This is a genomic window from Vibrio sp. V09_P4A23P171, assembly GCF_963875615.1.
GTDB classification, from domain to species: Bacteria; Pseudomonadota; Gammaproteobacteria; order Enterobacterales; family Vibrionaceae; genus Vibrio; species Vibrio anguillarum.
This window is the reverse complement of sequence record NZ_CAWNMR010000044.1, coordinates 106,415-128,272: the sequence shown is the minus strand read 5'-3', so window position 1 is coordinate 128,272 and position 21,858 is coordinate 106,415. Positions and strand designations below refer to the sequence as shown.

Annotated in this window: 9 protein-coding genes and 1 pseudogene; 5 read left to right on the top strand and 5 right to left on the bottom strand. The window is 45.6% G+C overall.

From position 1 onward, the window contains the following. Positions 1–164: 164 nt before the first annotated feature. Positions 165–308 (bottom strand): annotated as a pseudogene (locus tag AACT23_RS12905) (hydroxylamine reductase); the annotation flags it as partial. Between the two features lie 161 nt (positions 309–469). Here AACT23_RS12905 and AACT23_RS12900 point away from each other — a divergent pair. Further along, positions 470–679, top strand: a complete 210-nt coding sequence (locus tag AACT23_RS12900; protein WP_017048173.1) for a hypothetical protein — start codon at positions 470–472, stop codon at positions 677–679. A gap of 81 nt (positions 680–760) precedes the next feature. On the opposite strand, the gene AACT23_RS12895 is transcribed toward AACT23_RS12900, so the two are convergent. Next, entirely contained in the window at positions 761–1,375 is a 615-nt protein-coding gene (locus AACT23_RS12895; RefSeq protein ID WP_013868407.1) for a LysE family translocator, read from the bottom strand. Positions 1,376–1,566: 191 nt separating this feature from the next. Here AACT23_RS12895 and yjeH point away from each other — a divergent pair, with 191 nt between their 5' ends. Further along, positions 1,567–2,844, top strand: a complete 1,278-nt coding sequence (gene yjeH, locus AACT23_RS12890; RefSeq protein WP_019282631.1) for an L-methionine/branched-chain amino acid transporter — start codon at positions 1,567–1,569, stop codon at positions 2,842–2,844. Between the two features lie 127 nt (positions 2,845–2,971). Here the strand turns inward: yjeH and AACT23_RS12885 are convergent, their stop codons facing one another. Next, the gene (locus tag AACT23_RS12885; protein ID WP_026028422.1) at positions 2,972–4,708 is read right to left on the bottom strand and encodes a methyl-accepting chemotaxis protein; all 1,737 of its coding nucleotides are present in this window, start codon (positions 4,706–4,708) and stop codon (positions 2,972–2,974) included. Positions 4,709–4,847: 139 nt separating this feature from the next. Beyond that, on the bottom strand, positions 4,848–8,816 hold the full coding sequence (locus tag AACT23_RS12880) for a hybrid sensor histidine kinase/response regulator (protein ID WP_094126732.1): 3,969 nt from the start codon (positions 8,814–8,816) through the stop codon (positions 4,848–4,850). A 123-nt stretch (positions 8,817–8,939) separates the two neighbouring features. Between AACT23_RS12880 and AACT23_RS12875 the strand changes: the two genes are divergently transcribed. The 3 genes from AACT23_RS12875 to AACT23_RS12865 all read left to right on the top strand — a co-directional run bounded on the left by AACT23_RS12875 (position 8,940) and on the right by AACT23_RS12865 (position 12,135). Further along, positions 8,940–10,034, top strand: coding sequence for a response regulator (locus tag AACT23_RS12875; protein WP_013868403.1), 1,095 nt, complete (start codon positions 8,940–8,942; stop codon positions 10,032–10,034). Between the two features lie 42 nt (positions 10,035–10,076). Further along, complete coding sequence (locus AACT23_RS12870; protein ID WP_013868402.1) at positions 10,077–10,526, top strand: GNAT family N-acetyltransferase; 450 nt, start codon at positions 10,077–10,079, stop codon at positions 10,524–10,526. Between the two features lie 280 nt (positions 10,527–10,806). Beyond that, positions 10,807–12,135, top strand: a complete 1,329-nt coding sequence (locus AACT23_RS12865; RefSeq protein ID WP_013868401.1) for an anaerobic C4-dicarboxylate transporter — start codon at positions 10,807–10,809, stop codon at positions 12,133–12,135. Positions 12,136–12,261: 126 nt separating this feature from the next. On the opposite strand, the gene AACT23_RS12860 is transcribed toward AACT23_RS12865, so the two are convergent. Further along, positions 12,262–21,696, bottom strand: coding sequence for a retention module-containing protein (locus AACT23_RS12860; protein WP_094126730.1), 9,435 nt, complete (start codon positions 21,694–21,696; stop codon positions 12,262–12,264). Between the last annotated feature and the right edge of the window lie 162 nt (positions 21,697–21,858).

The following is a 21,858-nucleotide window of genomic DNA, read 5'->3' as shown; positions in this document are numbered from 1 at the left end:
CCTGCTTGCCGCCTTTTGATATAAGGCGGCTTTTTTATGAAGTGATCAGTTCAATGAGATTTCAACGTCCGAAACTAATCTGCTCGAACACGCTAAGGCATAGCTTTGTTCACGCAGCGCCTTCTGGTTATTCAAAGCCTAAGGTTGCAAAATATTTATCAAGTTTCGATGAGTAATGCTGGTGCAGTTGGTCCGATATAAATTTCTTTCACACCCAATGCGAGTAGCGTCAGATCGATAACGATCGCCTTTTGTTCAAACCAAGAAAGAACTAATGTCAGTGGGAGTTCATTAACACCACAAACAAAGACACCAAAATGACTCAAAATTTGAACTACCTGTCAGAGTCCCAATATTATTGGGGGAATGAACGTCGTCCATACAACTCCAAAAATTAGAGACACAACATTCATGTTGGATTCATCTTGGCTGCGTTAACCTAGCTTCAATTCAGAAAGAGGTACAGGTTATGAATAGATTTATTGTGACTACATTTGCGCTGGTTGTAGGGTTTTTCGCGTTGATGCTGAGTTTGCTGCTCGCCATTCCTCTCGCTATTGCAGCGATCATCACTGGCAAACGTATAGAAAAGCAGCTCAAGCGCCACACCTTTACGTCAAAAAGCGGCTACATTATTGAAGGTGAATATGAAGAAAAAACTCAAGCACACTATCGATGAAAACCCTATTCGCCCTCTTTCATTGGCACGGCGAAACTCATTAGAAGCGGGAGGCATTTCCTCCCGTTTTTTTGGTATTAGCTAAAGAGTCATGACGACACGGATGGCAAGCGCAATCAGTACTACGCCCGACAAACGGTCAATCAATACGGCACGCGCGCGCAGTTTATCGAGTAATATTGGGCTAGAAAGAATTAAGGTGATGAACGTATACCAAAGCCCGTCCACTAAAAATGGTGTTAACACAATAATAGCTTTGCTGCTCAGTTCGTTGCCGATGGCGACAAATTGACTGAATAACGCGATGAAAAATAGCGCGATTTTTGGACTAAGCAGAGAAATCAATAATCCCTCTTTAGCCGACTGCCACACACTGACCGTCTCACCCGATTCTAATTTAGCCGCCACGCCCCCTTTTGAACGTAATGCATTGATACCCAAATAGGCCAAATACAACGCGCCTGCATAGCCTACTGTCTTAAACAGTAAGGGGGATTGATGCAGTACAACCGCTAAGCCAATTAAGGTAATGAAGGCATAGACACCAATACCAAATGCGTGCGCCCACGCCGTTGCAAACCCATTTTTACGCCCACCAGCGAGGCTATGTTTGGCCACCATCGCTAGGCTTGGCCCTGGCGACATCGCGCCTAAAATACAAATGGTAAATAGTGATAACCAAACGGTGAATGTCATGGATTTCTCGCTGTTGTTTCGGTGATTTAAGGTAATGACGATAACGAAATGACTCGCATAACGCTACCTGAATGTGGCGCTGCCCAAACGGCCTGATGTTGCAGGTGAGCCGTTGCACTCAATGGGCATAGGCAAACTGAGATAGATGCATATTATTTCGCTTCAGCGTATGCTAACCGCCAGAACGATATTTGGGAACGGAAGCCGTGAATAAGTTAAAACAAGAGATCACCTTGCTGTCTGGTATTGGACAACTTTCCACCACTTTAATGGGAACAGGGTTATTTATGATCCCAGCGATTGCCGCTGGTATTGCAGGTGAGCTCTCACTGTGGGCATGGCTACTGCTATTTGTGGCGATTTGCCCGATTGCACTGACGTTTGCCGCTCTGGGTAAGCGTTACCCTAACGCCGGCGGAACCGCCTACTTTGTCCGCCAAGCTTTTAACGCTAAGTTGGAACGCTCGGTTGCTTGGCTTTTTGTCAGCGTGATCCCTGTCGGCGTTCCGGCCGCTGTCGCATTGGCGGCAGGCTTTGCTCAACAACTCCTCCCTGCGCCACTGAACTCGGCGATGATGGCGCAAGTATTAACCGTACTGTTGCTGATTGCGGTCAATTTGGCGGGCACCAAATCTTCCGGGCAGTTACAAACCGTTATTGCGCTGAGCATTTTCGTATTAGTTGGTGCTTTTTTCTGGATAGGCGATGTTGGTGCTGCAGATTTAACCATGCCCGCACTCAGCACGGACAGTATTTGGCCGATTGGCGCCGCACTCGGAGTGATGTTCTGGTGTTTCGTCGGGATTGAAGCGTTCGCTCATATGGGAGAAGAGTTTAAAAACCCACAGCGCGATTTTCCGATCGCGATCATTGTCGGCTGCTTTGTGGCTGGAATCACCTATTGGGCATGCTCGGTGGTCATCCTTAAATTTGGTGCGTATGGCAGCGCAGAATTTGATAGCACCTCCATTCCTTGGCTGAGCGAACAAATTTTTGGTAGCAGTTTGGCAACGGTGATAAGCCTTATCGGCTTTTTTGCATGCTTTGCGAGCATCAATTTATACACACAAAGCTTATCTCGCATGGTGTGGGCACAAGCAAGGCAATATCGACCAGAAAGCGCAATCGCCAGAATTTCAATCCGCGGCGTCCCAGCCAATGCAACCATTGCTGTTGGAGTTGTATTAATGGCTTCTTGCCTGCTTGGTGAATGGTCTGGTCTTAATCTGGAATTTTTCCTAAAACTTGCGAATGGAATCTTTGTCTTAGTTTATTTGTTAGCGATGTTCGCCGCTTATAAATTGCTCAGTGGCATCAACAAACTGTTGGCGGCAATTTCGTTGATCCTCTGCACTGCGGTATTTATCTGCTTAGGCTGGTCAATGCTGTATGCTCTGACTATCTTCATTTTGCTCTCTTTACCTTGGCAACGTTTGGCAAGAAAAAGTCAGCCGAAGCAAGAGCTTTAACTTATCGCTTACCTTGCGGTATTGCCGTGACCACTTAAGTGGGCATCATTCTGCAAATAAAAAATTTTGCCGAAATAAAAGGCTCTCAATATAGAGAGCCTAAAAAATAGCAAGGAGGATATTAAATTTAAGTGCGGATGTGCTTAATCGCGCTGTTTAACTCATCGACATTACGTTGCAAATCAACAACGACAGGCCCGAGTTGATTGATGGCAACGTTCATATCACCCGAAAGGGCTTTAATGTTACTGAGATTGCTGGAAATTTCGTCGCTCACAGCCAATTGCTCTTCTGTCGCAGCCGATATCGACGTATTCAATTTATGGATCTCAATCGCCGATCCTTGGATGGTACCAAGCGCTTCGTTCGCCACCGACATATTAGAGCGCGTTGACTGCATTTTATCAGCACTCACCCGGATCGTTTTGGTCGATTGTTCTGCTTTCTCTTGCAGCATCGAAATCATGCTTTCGATCTCACCCGTCGATTGTTGAGTTCGTTGGGCAAGTGAGCGTACTTCATCCGCTACCACCGCAAAACCGCGACCTTGCTCACCCGCACGAGCAGCCTCTATCGCCGCGTTCAATGCCAGTAGGTTGGTTTGTTCAGCAATCGCTTTAATCACATCAAGCACATTACCAACGTTATTAGACTCATTCGCAAGTTGCTGGATGATCTCGGATGTTTTGGTAAATTCACCCTCTAATTCACCGAATTCATGGGTCGTTTTATCAAAGACCTGTTTACTGGTACTGGCTTCTTTTTCCGCGCTGCCCGCATACTCTTCTGCCATGGTGGTGCTTTCCGCCACGCTAGAGAGCGCCGATGTCATCTCTTCCATCGCCGTCGCCGCCATTTCAAGTTCTTGATTTTGCTGATTCGCCACTTTGACGTTTTGTTTGGTGACATCGCTTATCGTTTCAGAGATGGCCGAAATGGTGTGGTTTACCTGGTTTATTTTGCTAATGGTGGTGGCATAACTACCAAGCACCTTATTAATGGTGCCGCCGATTATACCCAGTTCGTTGTGACTGTTATCGTCAACTCGCAAAGTCAAATCAGAATTTTTGTCTACTTGTTGTAGCAATTTAGCCATGGTATCAATCGGCTTCACTACTTTTCGGTTAACAATGGCATACCCAATAATAGCAATAACAAAAACGCTAATTAAGGAGATATTACCAATCAATACCGTACTTTTTACTTTCTGCGCCGCATCCATGAATTGTTTATTGGTTCGATTTTCTAATTCAATAAAGAATTTATCGATCGGAGCCATGATTTTGGCTTTCTCTTGATGGTATTCATTACTGTGTAAGAGAGAAATCGCCATATTACGGTCTGGCTCTTTTCTAACGGTGTAGTTGCCATTGCTATCAGGATAAAGCCCCTTAACAGCATTCATCGCTTTGACTTCCATGTTCACTAAGCCATCTGAATTAGCTTGAGCTTCTTTGAGCAAACTAAACTCTTGCTGAGTAAAACCAAGATCCGTCATCATTTGGTTGAGAGAGATATTCTTACCGTCTGCTTTAGGTTTTTGTCCATATTGCAGCACAAGGTCCCAATATATCGTGTGGTAGTTCTGCGGGCGAGGTTTCTTACCATTACGAATATCAAGAATATCCATGTACATTTTTTCGTATTTTTCATCGCCACTGACCACATAAGTCCGGCCTAACCGAGTTAAGTCATCAGAGCTTTGACGAAGCTCATCGGCCGCTTGGTAAGATTGATAACGAACTTGAGCCATATTATCGACTTGTTGCATCAGCCCATTGAGCTGCAATACCGTCACAACACTAATGACAATACCAATACCGATGACAGCAAACACGAGCTTCATGGTGTTGTTGATATTCATAAAAGTATCCTTCTTCATTTATCAACGAAATTATTTCTGTTTATTCATTGTTATTATTGCTCTTAGCATAGGATGAGAATGGCCAAAATGTCGAATTTTACGCCACAATTATTGCATCAATTTTAAGCACCATCATACTTCAACTTATTTTTTCAGTCGGTACTGGCAACTGAGCCAATACCTCTTTAGCCGCTTCAAAATCAAAATCTTCAATCGCATGCATCAAACTTTTCTTTTGCTCGTCAGACCATAAATTGCATTGTTTAATTTGGTGGATCATATGAATCGCATCAGCATCGTAGTTTTCAACACATTGCACTAATTGTTGGTAGAGCAACGCAATATCACGGTGCTCTTGCTGCGGATATAATTGTGTCTGCTCCCAATCCCTTAACTCATCCAACAAAGTAGACATGAACTTTGAGACCGTGTTGAGATCTTGAATGGCGGGTTTCGTATGTCGCTGCACTACCCCTTCCATCTCGTTGGCTAGCTGCGCAATAGGCTCAATCCCTAGATTAGCCGCTGAACCTTTTAGGGTGTGCATCACTCGCTCTGCCTCTTCCCACTGCCCCTTATCAATCAATTTAGGGAATTGCGCTATTTCTTGCTGCTGGCTGGCAAGGAAGTGATCCAATATTTCAAAGTATCGCTGCGCATTGCCACCAATTCGGAAAATCGCTTGCTCCACATCAATACCCGTCAATTCTGGGTAGCCAGTGCTCAGTTTCACTTGATCCGGTAATACCGTAGAAGGTACTGGCGTGGTTTCATTAGCCTTTAAATATTTGCGCAGTACCTGATACAAGCGCTGTACATCAATTGGTTTCGCCACATGATCATTCATACCTGCATTTAAACAGTGCTCGACATCTGAAGACATCGCATTGGCGGTCATTGCAACAATCGGTAGCGTTTTCCACTCCTCATGTTGGCGGATCTCTTTCGTCGCACTGATACCATCCATAATGGGCATCTGCATATCCATCAGCACTAAATCAAAAGCTTCTTTCTGCAATTTCGTCAAAGCTTCTTGTCCATTATTAGCAAGAACAATGCTCAATTGAGTACTTTCTAACAGGCCGAAAGCCACCTCTTGGTTCACTTCGTTATCTTCTACCAAAAGCACTTTTTGCCCAATAAATGTTGGCCTTGTATCATGATCAAGATACTCATGGCTCTGCTTTAATTGCTCGATGCCGTAGCTGTCCATAATGGCATCAAGGAGATTTGATGGGTTCACAGGTTTCACAATCAAGGCATCGACTAATTTACTGTTTTCTCCCACCAAGGAGATTTCTCGGCCGTAAGCCGTGACGAGGAATCGTTTGGTGTTATCAAAAACACCCAATGGTTTCATTCTCTGCAGCAACTCTATGCCATTCATACCCGGCATATTCCAATCAATAAACAGCATATCAAAATGCGTATTGCGGATTTCATCGAGCGCCTCAAAACCGTTACTGACTGACTTCGCTTCAAAATGCATCGCATTGAGCAAGGTCATTAAAATATTGCGTGCCGAGTCATTATCATCGACTACCAACGCACGTTTGCCTGCTAGAGCGCTGAGTGGCTTAGCGATATCGCGCATTTTGGCTTCTTGCAGGCCACACTCAACCGTGAATTCAAAGGTGGATCCTGACCCTTCTTCACTGCGAACTTGAATGTCGCCACCCATCAATCCGACTAGCTGTTTACTGATGCTAAGCCCCAAGCCCGTGCCTCCATATTGGCGAGTAATGCTATTATCAGCTTGAGAAAATGCAGAGAATAGAGTGGCTACGTTAGATTCAGCAATGCCAATACCTGTATCAGAAACGGTAAACTTCAAGGTCACGTTGGCGTCGTTTTGCCCCACGACTCGCGCCGAAACGATGATCTCCCCTTGTTCGGTAAATTTCACCGCATTGCCACATAAGTTAACGAGAACTTGCCCCAAACGCAGCGGGTCGCCCACCAAGCCCACTGGAATATGTGGGTCGATATCTAATAAAAACTCGATGTTTTTCTCTTGGGCTTTTAGCGAAATTAAGGTGGTGAGGTTATCCAATACCTCATCAAGGCTAAAATCAATGTGCTCAACATTCAGCTTGCCCGCCTCTATTTTGGAAAAATCCAAAATGTCGTTAATGATGCCAAGCAAGTTTTTCGCCGATTCATTAATCCGTGAAATGTATTTTTGTTGCGTAGGATTGAGCTCGGTATTGAGTGCTAGATGGGCCATGCCCAAAATGGCATTCATTGGTGTACGGATCTCGTGGCTCATGTTCGCGAGGAAATCGCCTTTGGCTTGGCTCATGGCATCCGCGGTCTCTTTAGCTTCTCTTAACTGCTCTTCCATCTGCTTGCGATCCGTTAAATCAAGCAAAATTCCGACAATTCCAGAGACTTCACCACGATTATTTTGGAAAGAAGCTTCGTATACCAACATCTCTCTTTTGTGGTGCGAAGCGTCATAGAGAGACAATTCGTAATCTTGCGAAGACTGCTCCTCTCCAAGCCTTTTATGTACTTGGGCAAAAATGGTCGCCGTTTCATTTTGAAAGATATCTTGCGGCGATTTACCGATAATTTGCTCGGCCGACAGGCCAACTAAATCCATAAACTTAGCGTTAATGGTGAGATATGTACCCGAGGCCGACAAGCAATACATGGGGTTCGGCGTCGCATCGAGGATCTCTTGATTCAGTTGAGATTGTTCGAGTACTTTCTGCTCGGCTCGTCGCTGAATTTCAATGTTTTGGCTCAATTGAATACTGACCGATAAGTCATCCAACATTTGCGATAACCACTGAAATTGCAAACTCGACAACGACCCGATAGTGCCAAGCTCTAGTAAAGCGACAGGATGCTGATTGACGTGCAGCGGCAAATAATACACTTCGTTAATAACTAACTTGCCACCGTTAAATTCAATGTGACAGTTGCCATCGAGTGCTTTCATCGCATAGGGCTGACCGCTGAGCAACACGCTAAGCTGCGTCGATGATGGATCGGTGTATTCTCTGGCCGAATGCTCACCATAACCCACCCCAGCCACTCGTTTTAATACGCCCTCTTGATAGATGTACATGCCAACCATTTCCAAAGGAAATTGATGCAGTAAGAATTGCGTAACTTCATTACACAAACGGTCCGTAGAATCGTTTTTGCGCAGGATGATATTGAAATCTTTAAGTAAAGTATTTTGGCTAAGCTGCTCAGCGATATGATGAAACACCACATTCAAACTGTCGATAAAATGTTGCAGCTCTGCATAGGCGGTTTGAGTGATGGTAAAAGCGTAATCTTCCCGTTTGACTTGAGTCACAACCGTTTTGAGTAGCTGACTTAACGGATTGATGTAAAGACGCCACAGCAGAACAAAGGAGGCGATGATCACGCTGAGTAAGGTTAATACTAACGCCAAGTTTATCCATTCATAACGCAGCGCTTCGCTATCGGCACGTTGGATGTTTTGCTCCATGCGTTGCATGATCGATTGATGCGCAGAACCAATCGCCTGCATAATTTTCGCCTTTTCCGCGAAGTATTGGTCACCATAGAGAATAGCCCGAGCCAATTCCAGATCCGGCTCACCTGTGTCGACAAATTCGCCTTGGCTATTCTTTTTCCATCCTTTGATGGCCATGAAGGCTTCTCTTTCGAGTGACACCAGTGAATCAGACAAAGTAAGCGCATTTTTGAGCTCTAAAAACTCCACCGATTCAATGCCCGAAAGACGCATTCTATCGAGTAACGAAGGGTTGTCTGGTGCGCCACCCAGTGAGCGGGCAAGTAGTTTGTTTTGTGCAACGACATCCCAAAATTCGTACTCATTCCCTTTCGGTAAAGGCACAGAACCATTTCTGACGCTCAGCACATAATTAAAAAGGTTGAGCCACTTTTCATCGCCAGTCGAAGCGTAGGCTCGGGCAAATTTGGTTAAGTGATCTGAGCTCTGCTTCAACTCTTGTGACAGACGATAGAAACGGTAAAGTTCGTCGTTCAGTTGTCGGCTCTCAGTTCTCAGAGCGGCTACTTTGTCTGTGATACTAAACATCGCAATGGAACATAATCCCATAGCAATAAATAAGACGGTGAATAAAGTTCGGATGGATCGCATGTGAAGCGCCTTCTTAATAATTTTCTCACTCTACTAACGCTGAGATTAGCTATAGTTATTGATAAGTTTAGACTTAAACCCAACCTTCGCCGCTCAATTGCTATTTTTTATTAGGAAAGACTCATGCCCATCGAAAACTTGGACAATTGTACCGTGTTAATCGTCGATGATTCGCCAGATAACCTTGCATTTATGTCACAGGGGTTGGCTAACCGATATCATGTCAAGGCCGCTAAATCAGGCCCGATGGCGCTCAGTATCTTAGACAAGTTTTCTATTGACCTAGTGTTGCTCGATATTGTTATGCCGGAAATGTCAGGTTTTGAAGTCATACAAAAGATCATGGCAAACCCTAACACCCAAGACATCCCTGTGATTTTTCTGACCGCAAAAGATAACCCTGAAGATCAAAAACTGGGGTTTGAGTTAGGTGCGGTTGACTATGTATACAAACCCGTAAGCGTACCGTTGCTAAGAGCCAGAGTAGATACTCACCTGCAAAACAAAATTTCAAAAGACATACTGAAGAACCAAAATGGCTACTTGGAAAAAGAGGTGATCAAACGTTCAAATGAATTGGATAAAATGCAAGACGCGGTCGTGTATGCTCTCGCCAGCCTCGCTGAAACCAGAGACCCGGATACGGGTAACCATATCCTGCGAACACAACATTACGTCAAAGCGTTAGCCGAACAACTGGCTAAGCTGCCAAAATATCAACAAAAGCTAACGCCGAATGTTATTAATACCTACTTTAAAGCCGCCCCTTTACACGATATTGGTAAAGTGGGCATCGCCGACAACATACTATTAAAACCAGGAAAACTGGACAGTGATGAATTTGAGATCATGAAAGGCCATGCCAGCTTAGGGCTACGTGCGCTAGAAAAAGCGGAAAAGATGTCAGGCGCGAAAAATGACCTTATCGATATGGCGAAAGAGATCGCCCATGGGCACCATGAAAAATGGGATGGCTCTGGCTATCCTAACGGTTTACAAGGTGATGCTATACCGCTCAGCGCACGGTTAATGGCTGTCGCTGATGTTTATGACGCTCTGATTTGCCGACGCATCTATAAGGAGCCGATGCCTCACGCCGATGCGAAAGGGATTATTTTGGACGGAAGAGGAAGCCATTTTGACCCTGAAGTCATTGATGCCTTCTTGGCAATAGAAGAGCGCTTTATTTCGATTGCCCATGAATACGCCGACGATTGATATCTTGGTAAGCAACGTATTATTAAACAAAAAGATAAACGTATGAAGGTAACCTTTCGCCCCGCAAGTGACAGCGATTATCAATTTGCTTTTGATCTAAAAAAAGTCGCAGAAATGGATGGTATTACGGCGATATTTGGCTGGGATGAAGAGTTGCAGCAAGTGCTGCATCGCCAAGAATGGCATTCTGGTCTACCAACGATCATCTGCGCTGATGGCCAACCGATTGGCACTTATTTACTGCAGAGCAAGCATGAAACGCTCTACTTCTCACGCTTTTTTATTCTGCCAGATTTTCAAAATAGAGGGGTGGGTAGCCAAGTGTTACAACTGGTCGTCAACCAAGCCAATCTGACTCAATACCCATGTAAGCTCTGTTATTTGCAAGGTAGCCCCGTCGGTGCTTTGTATCAGCGATTTGGGTTTACGCACTACCAAATGGACGATGAGTTTTCTCATATGCATTTCATTCCAACGCCCAAAGGCCAATAGCTCAGTACCCTTTGTGCTATCTTAAATTAAGGTTAGCGATCGGCAAACAGCCCACGCGGCGAGAAAATAAGCTTCATCATTAACGCCAGCCCACCTGTAGCACAACAAAATGGTTACATTTGTTTATTCATATTCATTACTTATTGAATAAAATGCGTGAGCAATCTCTGATTAATGTCGTTTCATTTATAGGGTAAATGGTTGTGTGAACAAGGTTTCATCTTTTTTTAACGTTACGTTAGACAATATTTTCATTAACACCTTTGGATAGGAAACAGATATGTTGTATTTGGAATTTTTATTCCTGCTATTAATGCTCTATATAGGCTCACGCTACGGTGGTATTGGCCTTGGTGTGGTTTCTGGTATTGGCTTGGTCATTGAAGTTTTTGTCTTCAAAATGCCACCCACATCACCACCGATCACCGTCATGTTGATCATTCTTGCCGTTGTCACCTGTGCTTCAATACTCGAAGCGGCTGGCGGATTGAAATACATGCTGCAAGTGGCAGAACGTTTACTGCGTAAGAACCCGAAAAATGTCACTTTGATTGCACCGTTCGTCACTTACGCAATGACGTTTATGCTGGGTACTGGCCATGCGGTGTATTCCATCATGCCGATCATTGGTGATGTGGCATTGAAAAATGGGATCCGTCCTGAACGTCCAATGGCTGCGTCTTCTGTTGCTTCGCAAATCGCGATTACCGCTTCCCCAATCTCAGCGGCCGTTGTCTACTACCTTGCTCAATTGTCGAATATTCAACACGAGATCACCTTGCTCTCTATTTTGCTGGTCACTGTACCTGCGACCTTATTCGGTACGCTGTTGATGTCTTTGTACAGCTTGCGCCGCGGGAAAGAACTAGATGATGATCCTGAGTATCAAGAACGTCTGCAAGATCCAGTGTGGAAAGAGAAAATCCTAAACACAACCGCGACAACGCTGAATGAAACGTTACCCGCGGCAGCGCGCAATTCTGTGTTGATTTTCATTGGTGCGATATTAACCATAGTCGTGCTAGCGATGGTGCCAGAAACACGCACTATTGTTGAAGGCAGTAAACCGATCAGTATGGCGGTGGTTATCCAGATGATGATGCTCTGCTTTGGCGGTATCATTTTACTGGCAACCAAAACCGACCCACGAGATGTACCAAACGGTGTGGTATTCAAATCAGGTATGGTGGCGGCAATTGCCATCTTCGGTATCGCTTGGATGTCGGATACCTATTTCCAATACGCGATGCCGCAGTTTAAATCAGGCATTGTTGAGATGGTTACCGACCATCACTGGACCTTCGCGCTTGCACTATTCATTGTTTCTGTTGTGGTGAACTCACAAGCCGCAGTAGCGGTAATGATGCTACCTGTAGGACTCGGGCTAGGTTTAGAACCTGCGCTACTGGTGGGATTAATGCCCGCACTGTACGGATACTTCTTCATTCCAAACTATCCGTCAGATATTGCAACGGTCAACTTTGATACCACAGGAACCACCAAAATCGGTAAGTACTACTTCAACCACTCGTTCATGTCCGTCGGTTTAATTGGCGTCGTGAGTGCGTGCTGTTTAGGTTATGTGCTGAGCCAAATCATCATTGGTTAACCCACTGTAAATGCCCCAGACTGATACAGCGCTGGGGTGTGTTTACTGCTAAATAAAAAAGTGCACCCAACTGAGCCTGAAGCCGTTGGGTGCACTTTTTCTTTATTTAACTGCTCTTTTCTTTATTTAAACGTCATGCTTGATAATGTTGTTGTCCAATAAGAAGCCAACAATGTCAATCGACGCCATGCCATCAAAATTGAATTGGCTGGCAAGATCTTGCACCACAATGGTTTGATGTACGTTATTGTCCGTCAGAATTTCCAATTCCACATCCGTCGTGTTGGTCATCACTTTCGCTTCTATCTGATGAGAAGTGTGTAGCGAAACGAGCAGTTGATCCATGGGCAAATGTAAATCGGCCACAACATCAGTGAGATCGATCACATCACCTTCACCAGCGTTGAAATCAGTGATAGTGTCGGTTTGCTCATCAACAGTATCGGGCGTCCATTTAAATATGTCAGCGCCACTTCCCCCGGTTAAGATGTCGGCACCAAGCCCGCCAATCAAGGTATCATTTCCGCCACCACCCACTAAGGAGTCATCACCATCGCCACCTTCAAGGTGATCATGACCACTGCCTCCTAGCAACTGCGCTCCAACATTACCGGCGAGCAATTGCGCATCATCCCCGTTCGTTGATTGATCAATCGTGCTACCGTCAGGCAATACTTCAATCGCAATATCAATTGATGCAGAGGCTGCACGGCTACCATCCGTTTCTGTTGAGATAGCCGCTACCGACAGAGTGTGTTGCCCTAAATCGAGCCCGCTAACCTGTAATCCGTCGATAGCATCAGCGGAAACAATCCACACTCCGTTTTGCTCAGTCACGCTGCCCGAGCTACTGGAAAGCGTTGCGCCACTTGGCAGACTGTCGATCTCCAATGACAACACTTCATGGCTATCCGTTAATGCCGCGATTAACCCCAGCAATGCCATACCTTGAGCGCTGATACTTTGGCTAACATACGTCTGCTTCATATAATTAAAGCTCGGATCAAGGGTTAATATCGGCGTATTGGCTTTGGGCGTCACCGCAATACTGACGGTTTCTGTCTCTTCTAGCGCCATACCAGAAACATTGTCGGCATAAACACCACCATCATTGGCCTTAATTGTTAGATCAATATGGTCACTACCAATCGCGGTGGCATCAACAAAAATGCCGCTGGCGGGATCGCTGCTATTAAGTAGTGCGTTGATATCCGATAACGTGCCTTGTAGGACAAGTTCTCCAGCCAAATTGGTGCTCTGCGTGACAGAACTTAACGCGGGGATCACGGCACTGAGCAAACCTTCGCTCACGCTCAAAATCACCGTCATGGGGTCGTTGGCATGTGAGCCTGTATAATCGATATCACTCACACTCAAACCGGTGACCTTTTGCCCCGCCTCTTCATCAATCGTTGTGGTGACCGTAGCACTATCAATGGTGGGCGCATCATTGACCGCCTGAACATCAACTAAAACAGTAAACTCACGCGCAGGCCCCAAATGTTCCGTACCGTCCAGCCCTGTATCAACCGACTGTACTTTAATCGTCAGATCTCCCGCCCAAGTGTCCTTATGCCAATCACCAGAATTAAAAATCAGTTTATCTAAGCTTTGCGCATCGGCATTCAACAGCCATACGCCACCACCGATGTAAGTCCCCAGCGTGCCATCAAGCAATGCAATACTTGCTCCATCTGGCACCCCGGAAACTTCAATTCGCAACGTTTCTGGCGAGTTTTCACTATGGTTCGCACCGGCTGCAATGGAATCGGCTTTATCGATAATTTGCGCGTTGATATCAATTTCAATGTCAACGCCTTCATCGCCAGCGCCGTTAGTCACTGGTTCAACATCCACCACATCCCCAACGGGCGCAATATCCAATCTAAAGCTGCCGTTATGCTCTACAGGCACACCAAGCAAGGATTCTTGGGTAAAGACCTTGATGCCGATTTCCACTTCGCCACTAAAGTTCTTCGCAGGTTTCATCGCAATATCGGATAAATTGATCGAGGTTTGTGCTGGGTTGTTAATCTGAATGCTCCACTCACCACCACCATTATTTTTCACGGTATAGTCAGAAGAGAGAGAACTCACGACAAAATCCGTCGGCACCCCAGTAAGCTTGATCGACACAAATACCTCAGAGCCATCTGTATCGGTCAGATCAACGGTAAATTCAGAACCCGGTTTAGAAAGGACAATCCACTCATCTTCCAGACCGCTCACTTCAATATTGCTGCTACCACCACTGGAAATAATGACGTCGTCTACCACTGGCGTCACATCAAAACTTACTTGTGTGGTAAATGGCTTATCAGCATCAGTATTAGCCACACCCAACGCATTGGCATTGGTATCATCAAATTGCGTGATATCAGTCACTTTCCCCGCCACGGTAATGTTGACGGTGTTATCATCATCGCCAGTCGGATAATTGGGTGCGGGTTTGAAATAAACATTGTCTAATGCCGCAGGTAGCTGAGGCTGACTAAAAGTGATACTGGTACCGAGATCATTGCCTTGCGCATCAATAAAGGTTCCGATATTGGTTCCTTGTAGGGTTAAGGTGACTTCGCTCAGCACCTCTCGTCCTTCCGTAGCGCTATTGCGAATATCAGCAAGATCAATATCGAGCGAAAGATGAATAATACCATCTTCATAACCTATGCCGTCATTGGTCGGAACGTCGGACGAGCTTGAAGTCGGCTGATGATTTGCATCTAACCCAAGCGAACCTTCTACAGTCAATGTCGCTTTAGGGGTAATGTCATCATCTTGCGGTTGATGCGTTCCGGGAACATCGGCCACCGGAGAAACTGCCACTGGGATTTGCGTACTGAAGGTTTTTTCATCACCAGAAGCAGTGTCTGTCGTTACAAAAGTGATCGGCAAATTAAAGTCGCCCGCGTAATCTTCAGGCAGATGCAGTTGCAGATTTTCTAACCCTGAAATCGAGCCATCGGTATTCACGGTACCTTTGTATACATACAAGCCATCAACGAAATCAAAATGACCACCAGATAAACTTGCGCCCGCTGGTAGCACACTTTGCGCGATGACAATACTGAGCTCATCTTCTACACCATCAAAACCTGAAGCGCTCACCATCAATTTATCTTGGATTTGCTGACCTAAATTAATAGCGTTATCTTCGATGCCTAATACAATATCATCCGCATTGCCAACTAAAGTAATGTCAGCTGCTACCGTGTTGTTGCCCGTAGCAGTGAGCGGAAATTGTAAGGTGAGCTCTGATTGCACTTGTCGAACTACTTTGGCTTCAGAGCTATCTTCCCCTTGGTCATACACTTGGGCAAAAATGGTCACAGTGATGTCGTTATAACCATCACCATCAGGATCGTTACCACTACTCAATGTCAGGCCATTCGGTGCTTTTACACTGAAATTCTGCTCATCAACAATGGTCCATGAGCCATCCCCATTATTAATTGCACCAGTAATCAGTAGTTGATCAAGTACCTGTGGCGTAATATTGCTAAAACGCACCACCAGTTGGTCGACCACTTCTAATGATTGGTAACCTTCTGTCGATTGAGTGTCTGCATTATCAAAGCGTATAACGTTCGCATTAGGCTCGCCGCCGGCCGCATCATTAATAGTAAAGTAGATAGCACCAGAGGCATCTGCGACAGCTTTGTTTGTGACTACGCCGTTGTCTTCAACACGCAGTTGTCCATCAGCTTCAACTATCGGCCTTACCGTGATATCAACAGAGCCGTGAATGACTTTCGAAGCAATACCTTCTCCAGAATTGATTGCATCGACGTATTCGTTGTCTTGCTCTTTAACCACAATCTCAGTGCTCAAGGTAAAATCAGTACTGGAGTGCTCTGGTGGCTGAACTTGAACGTAACCAGTTGTCAGCACTTGCGCTGAGAAATCTTGATCGCTCTGTCCCAGTGCGGGGGTCAAAATGAGCTTGCCATCACTATCTAAGGTCGTGACAACACCATCGACGTAAATAGTACTACCTGCTGGGAAGCCAGAAAGTGTAACAGAGGCAACATATTCATCAGCATCAAGATGTTGTTCCTCTTCTGGCTGCCAATGAATATTAATGCGGCTGTCCTCGTTACCAAGCGAGTGTGATTGATAGTTGTCAACAACATCAATCACCGGTGCCACTTTAATGCGAATTTCCGACTCAATTTGACGCGTATGTCCATCATTTTCAGTAACGATGGTGGTCATTTTGATGTTGATGTTTTCGGTCGATGAATGAGATGGCTCAACTCGAATACCTGAATCAACCTGCGCTGAAGTTAGATTCGCCTGATAAATAGGTTGCTGCGCAGTATCGTAACCAACAAATACCAAGTTAATCACGCTACCAACACTGTCATACAGTTTGACACCATCTGGAATGTTCGATAGCAAAACGGTGATCGACTCAGAGCTGTCCGCTGGATTATCCGCAAGCTCACCGGATAACACACTAAAGCCAAAGCCAACGGATTGATTTTCATCAATCGTCGTTTCAATCACTTGCAGACCATTTTCACTAAATTCATTCCAAGTGTTAGTACTGTTTGAGTGAAAATCAATGGTTAGAATATCTGCTACGCCCTTAACTGAAACATTAACCGTCTTAACACCTAGCGAGATTTCATCTGTCACCGCACCCGTAGAAAGAGTAACGCTATCTTTAATGATGCCTTCAACAGAGAAGGTAAAATCAGCGTTGCTATGCAATGGGGGTAGCACTTCAACTTGGTCAAGATATTGTTCAGGAACTTCATAATAAGTATGACCATTGGCATCGGTTATTTGTGATATTTCGCTGGCTCCTGCTCCCAACCAAATCAGTGTGACACCTGTTTCTGAAAAATCAGAGAGACGCACATAGAGTGTTTCTGAACCATCAGAATCAACGGATCCGGCCATCGTAATGACTTCACTTAATAACAAGGGATCGTGATCTGTGGTGGGGTCAACGGTATTTTGCGTTGCGGCATTATCTTCAAAAACATTGACTCGATTGACAGAGAAGCTGCCCATGTCGGCAACAGGGCTAACATCTATCACGATTTCTTTCGTTTCTGATCGGGCGCTCTCTTTACCAACGTGAGCGTTATTTTGCTCGGTCGTGATCGCTGTAATATCAAGTTTGATCTGACCACTGAAGTTATCATTGGGGTCAACTTGTACTTGGTTAATGTTACTCGCACTAACAAGATAATAGTGACCTGAAGCATCCGAGCTCATTACAACCGGCGTACCATCGGCATAAACTAGCTGCGCCTCACCTTCACCTTGAGTAAAGCGGATCTCATACAGGATTGTTTCGGGGGTGCTGTTATCTTGTGTCTGCGCTAAAACATCGAGAGTAATATTGTCACTATCTTCTACTGCATCATAATGAAATTGGCTGCTTGAGTTCCAAGTCGCAATATCGGCAACACTTTCCACCTCAATGCGCAATTTCCCGTTCACATTATGATCATGCAGGCCATTATTCAAAACCTGCACAGTAATATTGAGTTGGAAGCCACCGTTAGCGCTGGCATAGTGACGGTCAGGCACAAAATACAAGTTTTCAATCTTAGCAACACTGCCTGTTAAGCTTTGCTCCACCGCATCTGCGGGCAAAACAAATCGTCCACTGACTAGCTCTAATTTGACATAAACATCCGAACTATTGAGATAGTAAAAATCGCCATGCGCGTTGCTGGCCGTGATTTTTACATCACCAATCGATTCATTGCGATCCAAATCATAAAGATTGATCTGCAAATCCACTTTAAGCGGTGAAGTATTTAAGCCGGATTGGTTATCTTGGCTATTAGTGATTTGATTGGGGTCGTTAAACAAAATAGTGACACCATCGCGTCCAGCGTCTTCAGCGCCAATAACATTAGCAACTGTGATAGTGGCATTTCTATCAAGAATATTGATGTTCAACTGTTCGGTTGAGACATCGCCATCAAAGTCTTGCGCAGTGACATCGACAGTAAATGAAATGGTCGGATCATCACCATGTTCAAGGCTAGCAACTGGTTTAAATGTCGCGTTACCGTTAGGCGTAATCGTCAGTGTGCCTAAATCACGCTCAACACCATTTTTTATTTCGACAACCGTGACCGTTTTTGTGATGCCGTTAAGTTCAATTTCATTAGCTAAGCTTACGCTGTTAGCCTCTCTAAATTGAATATCCCGACCCGCTTCATCAACGGCCACAAATTTAGTGATCGCACCATGATCTGCACCTTGAGTATCCGGTGAGGTATTGTTGTCTTGGCTAAATAAATTGACTGTCTTATTACCAGCACTCTCATAACGATCAATGGTTTTGTCATGCAAAGTCGGAATATCATCAACAATCGATATTGGCAAACTCGCTGACGCTGAAACATCGCCATCTCTATCAGTTGCGGTAATCGGAAGATCTAAAATATAACTATTTTCACCATTACCCGTCGGGTGGTCGATGGCTTTAAGCAGTTCAAATTGGTAACTATCGGCCGAGCCATTTAACGTGAGACGAAAAACCACATCCGTCGTATTCTTAATCACTGCCTCATAAACAGTGACACCATTACTGCTTGAAATTTGGATGATCTCTATCTCTTGACCACCGGACGCTAAATTCTCGACAGGCGTTACAAGATCCGATAATTGATAACTGACAATACCATCGGCCCCGTCAATCACATCAAAGTGCCCAGCAATAACGGTGCTGTCTGAACGATCAGAACCGATCGTGGCTAAGTCATCTTCATCCACGCTCTGTTCGCTACCGGTGCGAATGCCGACAATCGTTGGCTTGTCATCCACAATAGTGACAGGCAGTAGAATGTCAGAGGCGTCGCCATCATAGTCCGTCGCCACCACTTTGAAATTCACCAGTCGCTCATCGCTGCCTGCGGCGTGATCAATCGGACCTTGCAAAGTAAAACGGTAACTGCCATCTGCGTTAAGCACTAAGCTAAACACCGCATTGCCACTGGGTGTGGTGCTGGCTTGGTAGTGGTAGTTACCATTGGCATCGATTGTCGCCGCGCCCAAGATCACCGCTTCGCCTTGCGAGGTTAAGCCCGCAAGCGGGTTGCTGCTGGTATCCAACTGATAGCTCACCACCTTATCAGCGCTTTGAGTGGTAAACATTCCCTCAGCGAACAGCGGCTCTTTGCTACTGCCTGAGCCCAGCGCTAAATCGTCTTCGTCAACGCTGAGCGCTTGCACGCCGGTGATGATTGGCTGATCATCATGGATGGTGACGGGCAGCAGAATGTTGGCGCTGTCGCCATCATAATCGGTTGCCACTACCTTGAAATTTACCAGCAGCTCATCGCTCCCCTGCGCATGGTCAACAGGACCTTGCAGGGTAAAACGATAGCTACCATCCGCATTGAGCACCAAACTAAACACCGCATTGCCGCTCGGTGCAGCGCTAGCTTGATAGTAGTAGTTGCCGTCGGCATCGATTGTCGCCGCGCCCAAACTCACCGCTTCACCTTGCGAAGTTAGGCCTGCAAGCGGGTTACTGCTGGTATCCAACTGATAGCTCACCACCTTATCCGCGCTTTGAGTAGTAAAAACTCCCTCTGCAAACAACGGCTCTTTGCTGCTGTCTGAGCCTGACGCTAAATCATCTTCGTCAACGCTGAGCGCTTGCACGCCCGCGATGATTGGCTGATCATCATGAATGGTGACAGGCAGCAGAATGTTGGCGCTGTCGCCATCATAGTCAGTTGCAACCACCTTGAAATTCACCAGTAGCTCATCGCTCCCCTGCGTATGGTCAATTGGCCCTTGTAGGGTAAAACGATAACTGCCATCTGCGTTAAGCACTAAGCTAAATACCGTCTGACCGCTTGGGGTAGTACTTGCTTGATAGAGGTAGTTACCGTTGGCGTCAACTGTCGCCGCGCCCAATACCACACTTTCACCTTCAGAGGTTAACTCAGCGATGGGGTTGATGCTGGTATCAAGCTGATAACTCACTACCGTATCGGCCCCTTGGGTGGTGGTGAAATAGCCTTCGGCGAACAACGGCTCTTTGCTACTGTCTGAGCCTGACGCTAAATCGTCTTCGTCAACGCTGAGCGCATCCACGCCAATGATTTCAGGTTTATCGTCAATAATGTTGATTGGTAAACGCACACTTTCAGAGCTATCACCATCATAATCGGTTGCCAATACCGAAAGGTTGAGTAATAACTCATCACTATTGACTGGATGATCCAGCGCGCCTTGTAACGTAAACTGGTAACGACCGTCTGGGTTTAATATCAACTCAAAAATAGGCTGGCCATTGGCGCTCGCCTGATAGGTATAAACCCCGTTCAATGACGAGGAAGAGGCCAATTGCACCGCGACACCAGCCGAGGTTAACCCAGCCAATGGGTTAGCACTTAAATCCAACTGATAGCTTTCAATTTGATCAGAACCCAATTGGGTATCAAACTGTCCTGAAACGGTAATCGTCTGTGAAGCACTGGCATCCGAACCGATATTTGCCAAATTATCCTCATAAACGGACGTCGACGGTTCATCGGACATAACAGGGTTATTACCATCACCAATACTGATTGCGATAGAAATCGGCGAGCGAATAGGATTTCCACCCGCATCAGAACCGCTCACATCGAATTGAATCGCAATTTGATCATTAGCAAAAGAAACTAAGCCACCTCCCACGGAGGGAACATGGTCAATCGGTTGACTAATGGTCGTCACTATCTCTAAGTTGATGTCTTTACCGACAGACGTCGCCACTAAATCAATCCGTAGCACTTCACTGCCGTCAAGTTCACCGACAATATGGTTAGCCGTAGCATCATAACGAAAGCTTACTGATCGCCCAGCCGAAGTAATATCGCTATTCAGCTCTGACAATAGCGCAGCTAATGAAAGGGATTCAGGGACAAAAGAGGCGGCATCCAGTGGCAGATCTCCCGCCGCGATTAAAACATTTGCCGTCACTGATTGTGGATACGAATTTAGTGAGAGCGAACCTTCAACTAATGCCGCTGATAATGATTCACCCCCAGCGGTAAAACGCAACGGACTCAAATTCGTTTCAGTCAATGATTGCTGAGCATCACGCCCTGCAGTTTCGAAAAACGTACTCGCCAATACTTCTGCAAAATTGTAATCAATGGTGATGAAGCCAGCATTTGCAGAGCCTTCACCACCGGCTCCGGCGGCGGTTGCTTCAAGTATTTGGGTCGGGTCTTGGCCATCTAAAATGGCTTGTTGAATAGCGGCTATATTATCCGCATCAAAATTGGCCTCATTAAGTTGGGTGAGATCAGCGTTAATGTCGCCCGCGACAGGAAACTGGATCAGATCTATTGATGTATCGTGTTCTAACACAGTGTCACCAAAGCACGCGACGCAGTTTTGTTCGATCACCGCCACTTGCCCATTGATTAACAAAGTGACCGATGAATGATTAACCGTGATTAAGATTTCACCTTTCATCAAGGAGTCACCCACCGTCACTTGACGCGCGTTACCTTTGGCATCGACAGCAATAACATCCCCCACCACTTCACTTACTGACGCAGGCTGAACAACCACTTGTAAATCCATAAGGCCCCCAAATACTTCTCGACGATGAGATAGATGAAAAAACGAGCAGTAAACTAATTGTTAGTTTAGTCGCAATTGATTATGCAATTTTATATTTCTGTAGATTACATTTTAATCTAATTGTGCGTTAAAGGCTCACCAGCGTCAAAATGGAGTCGCGCT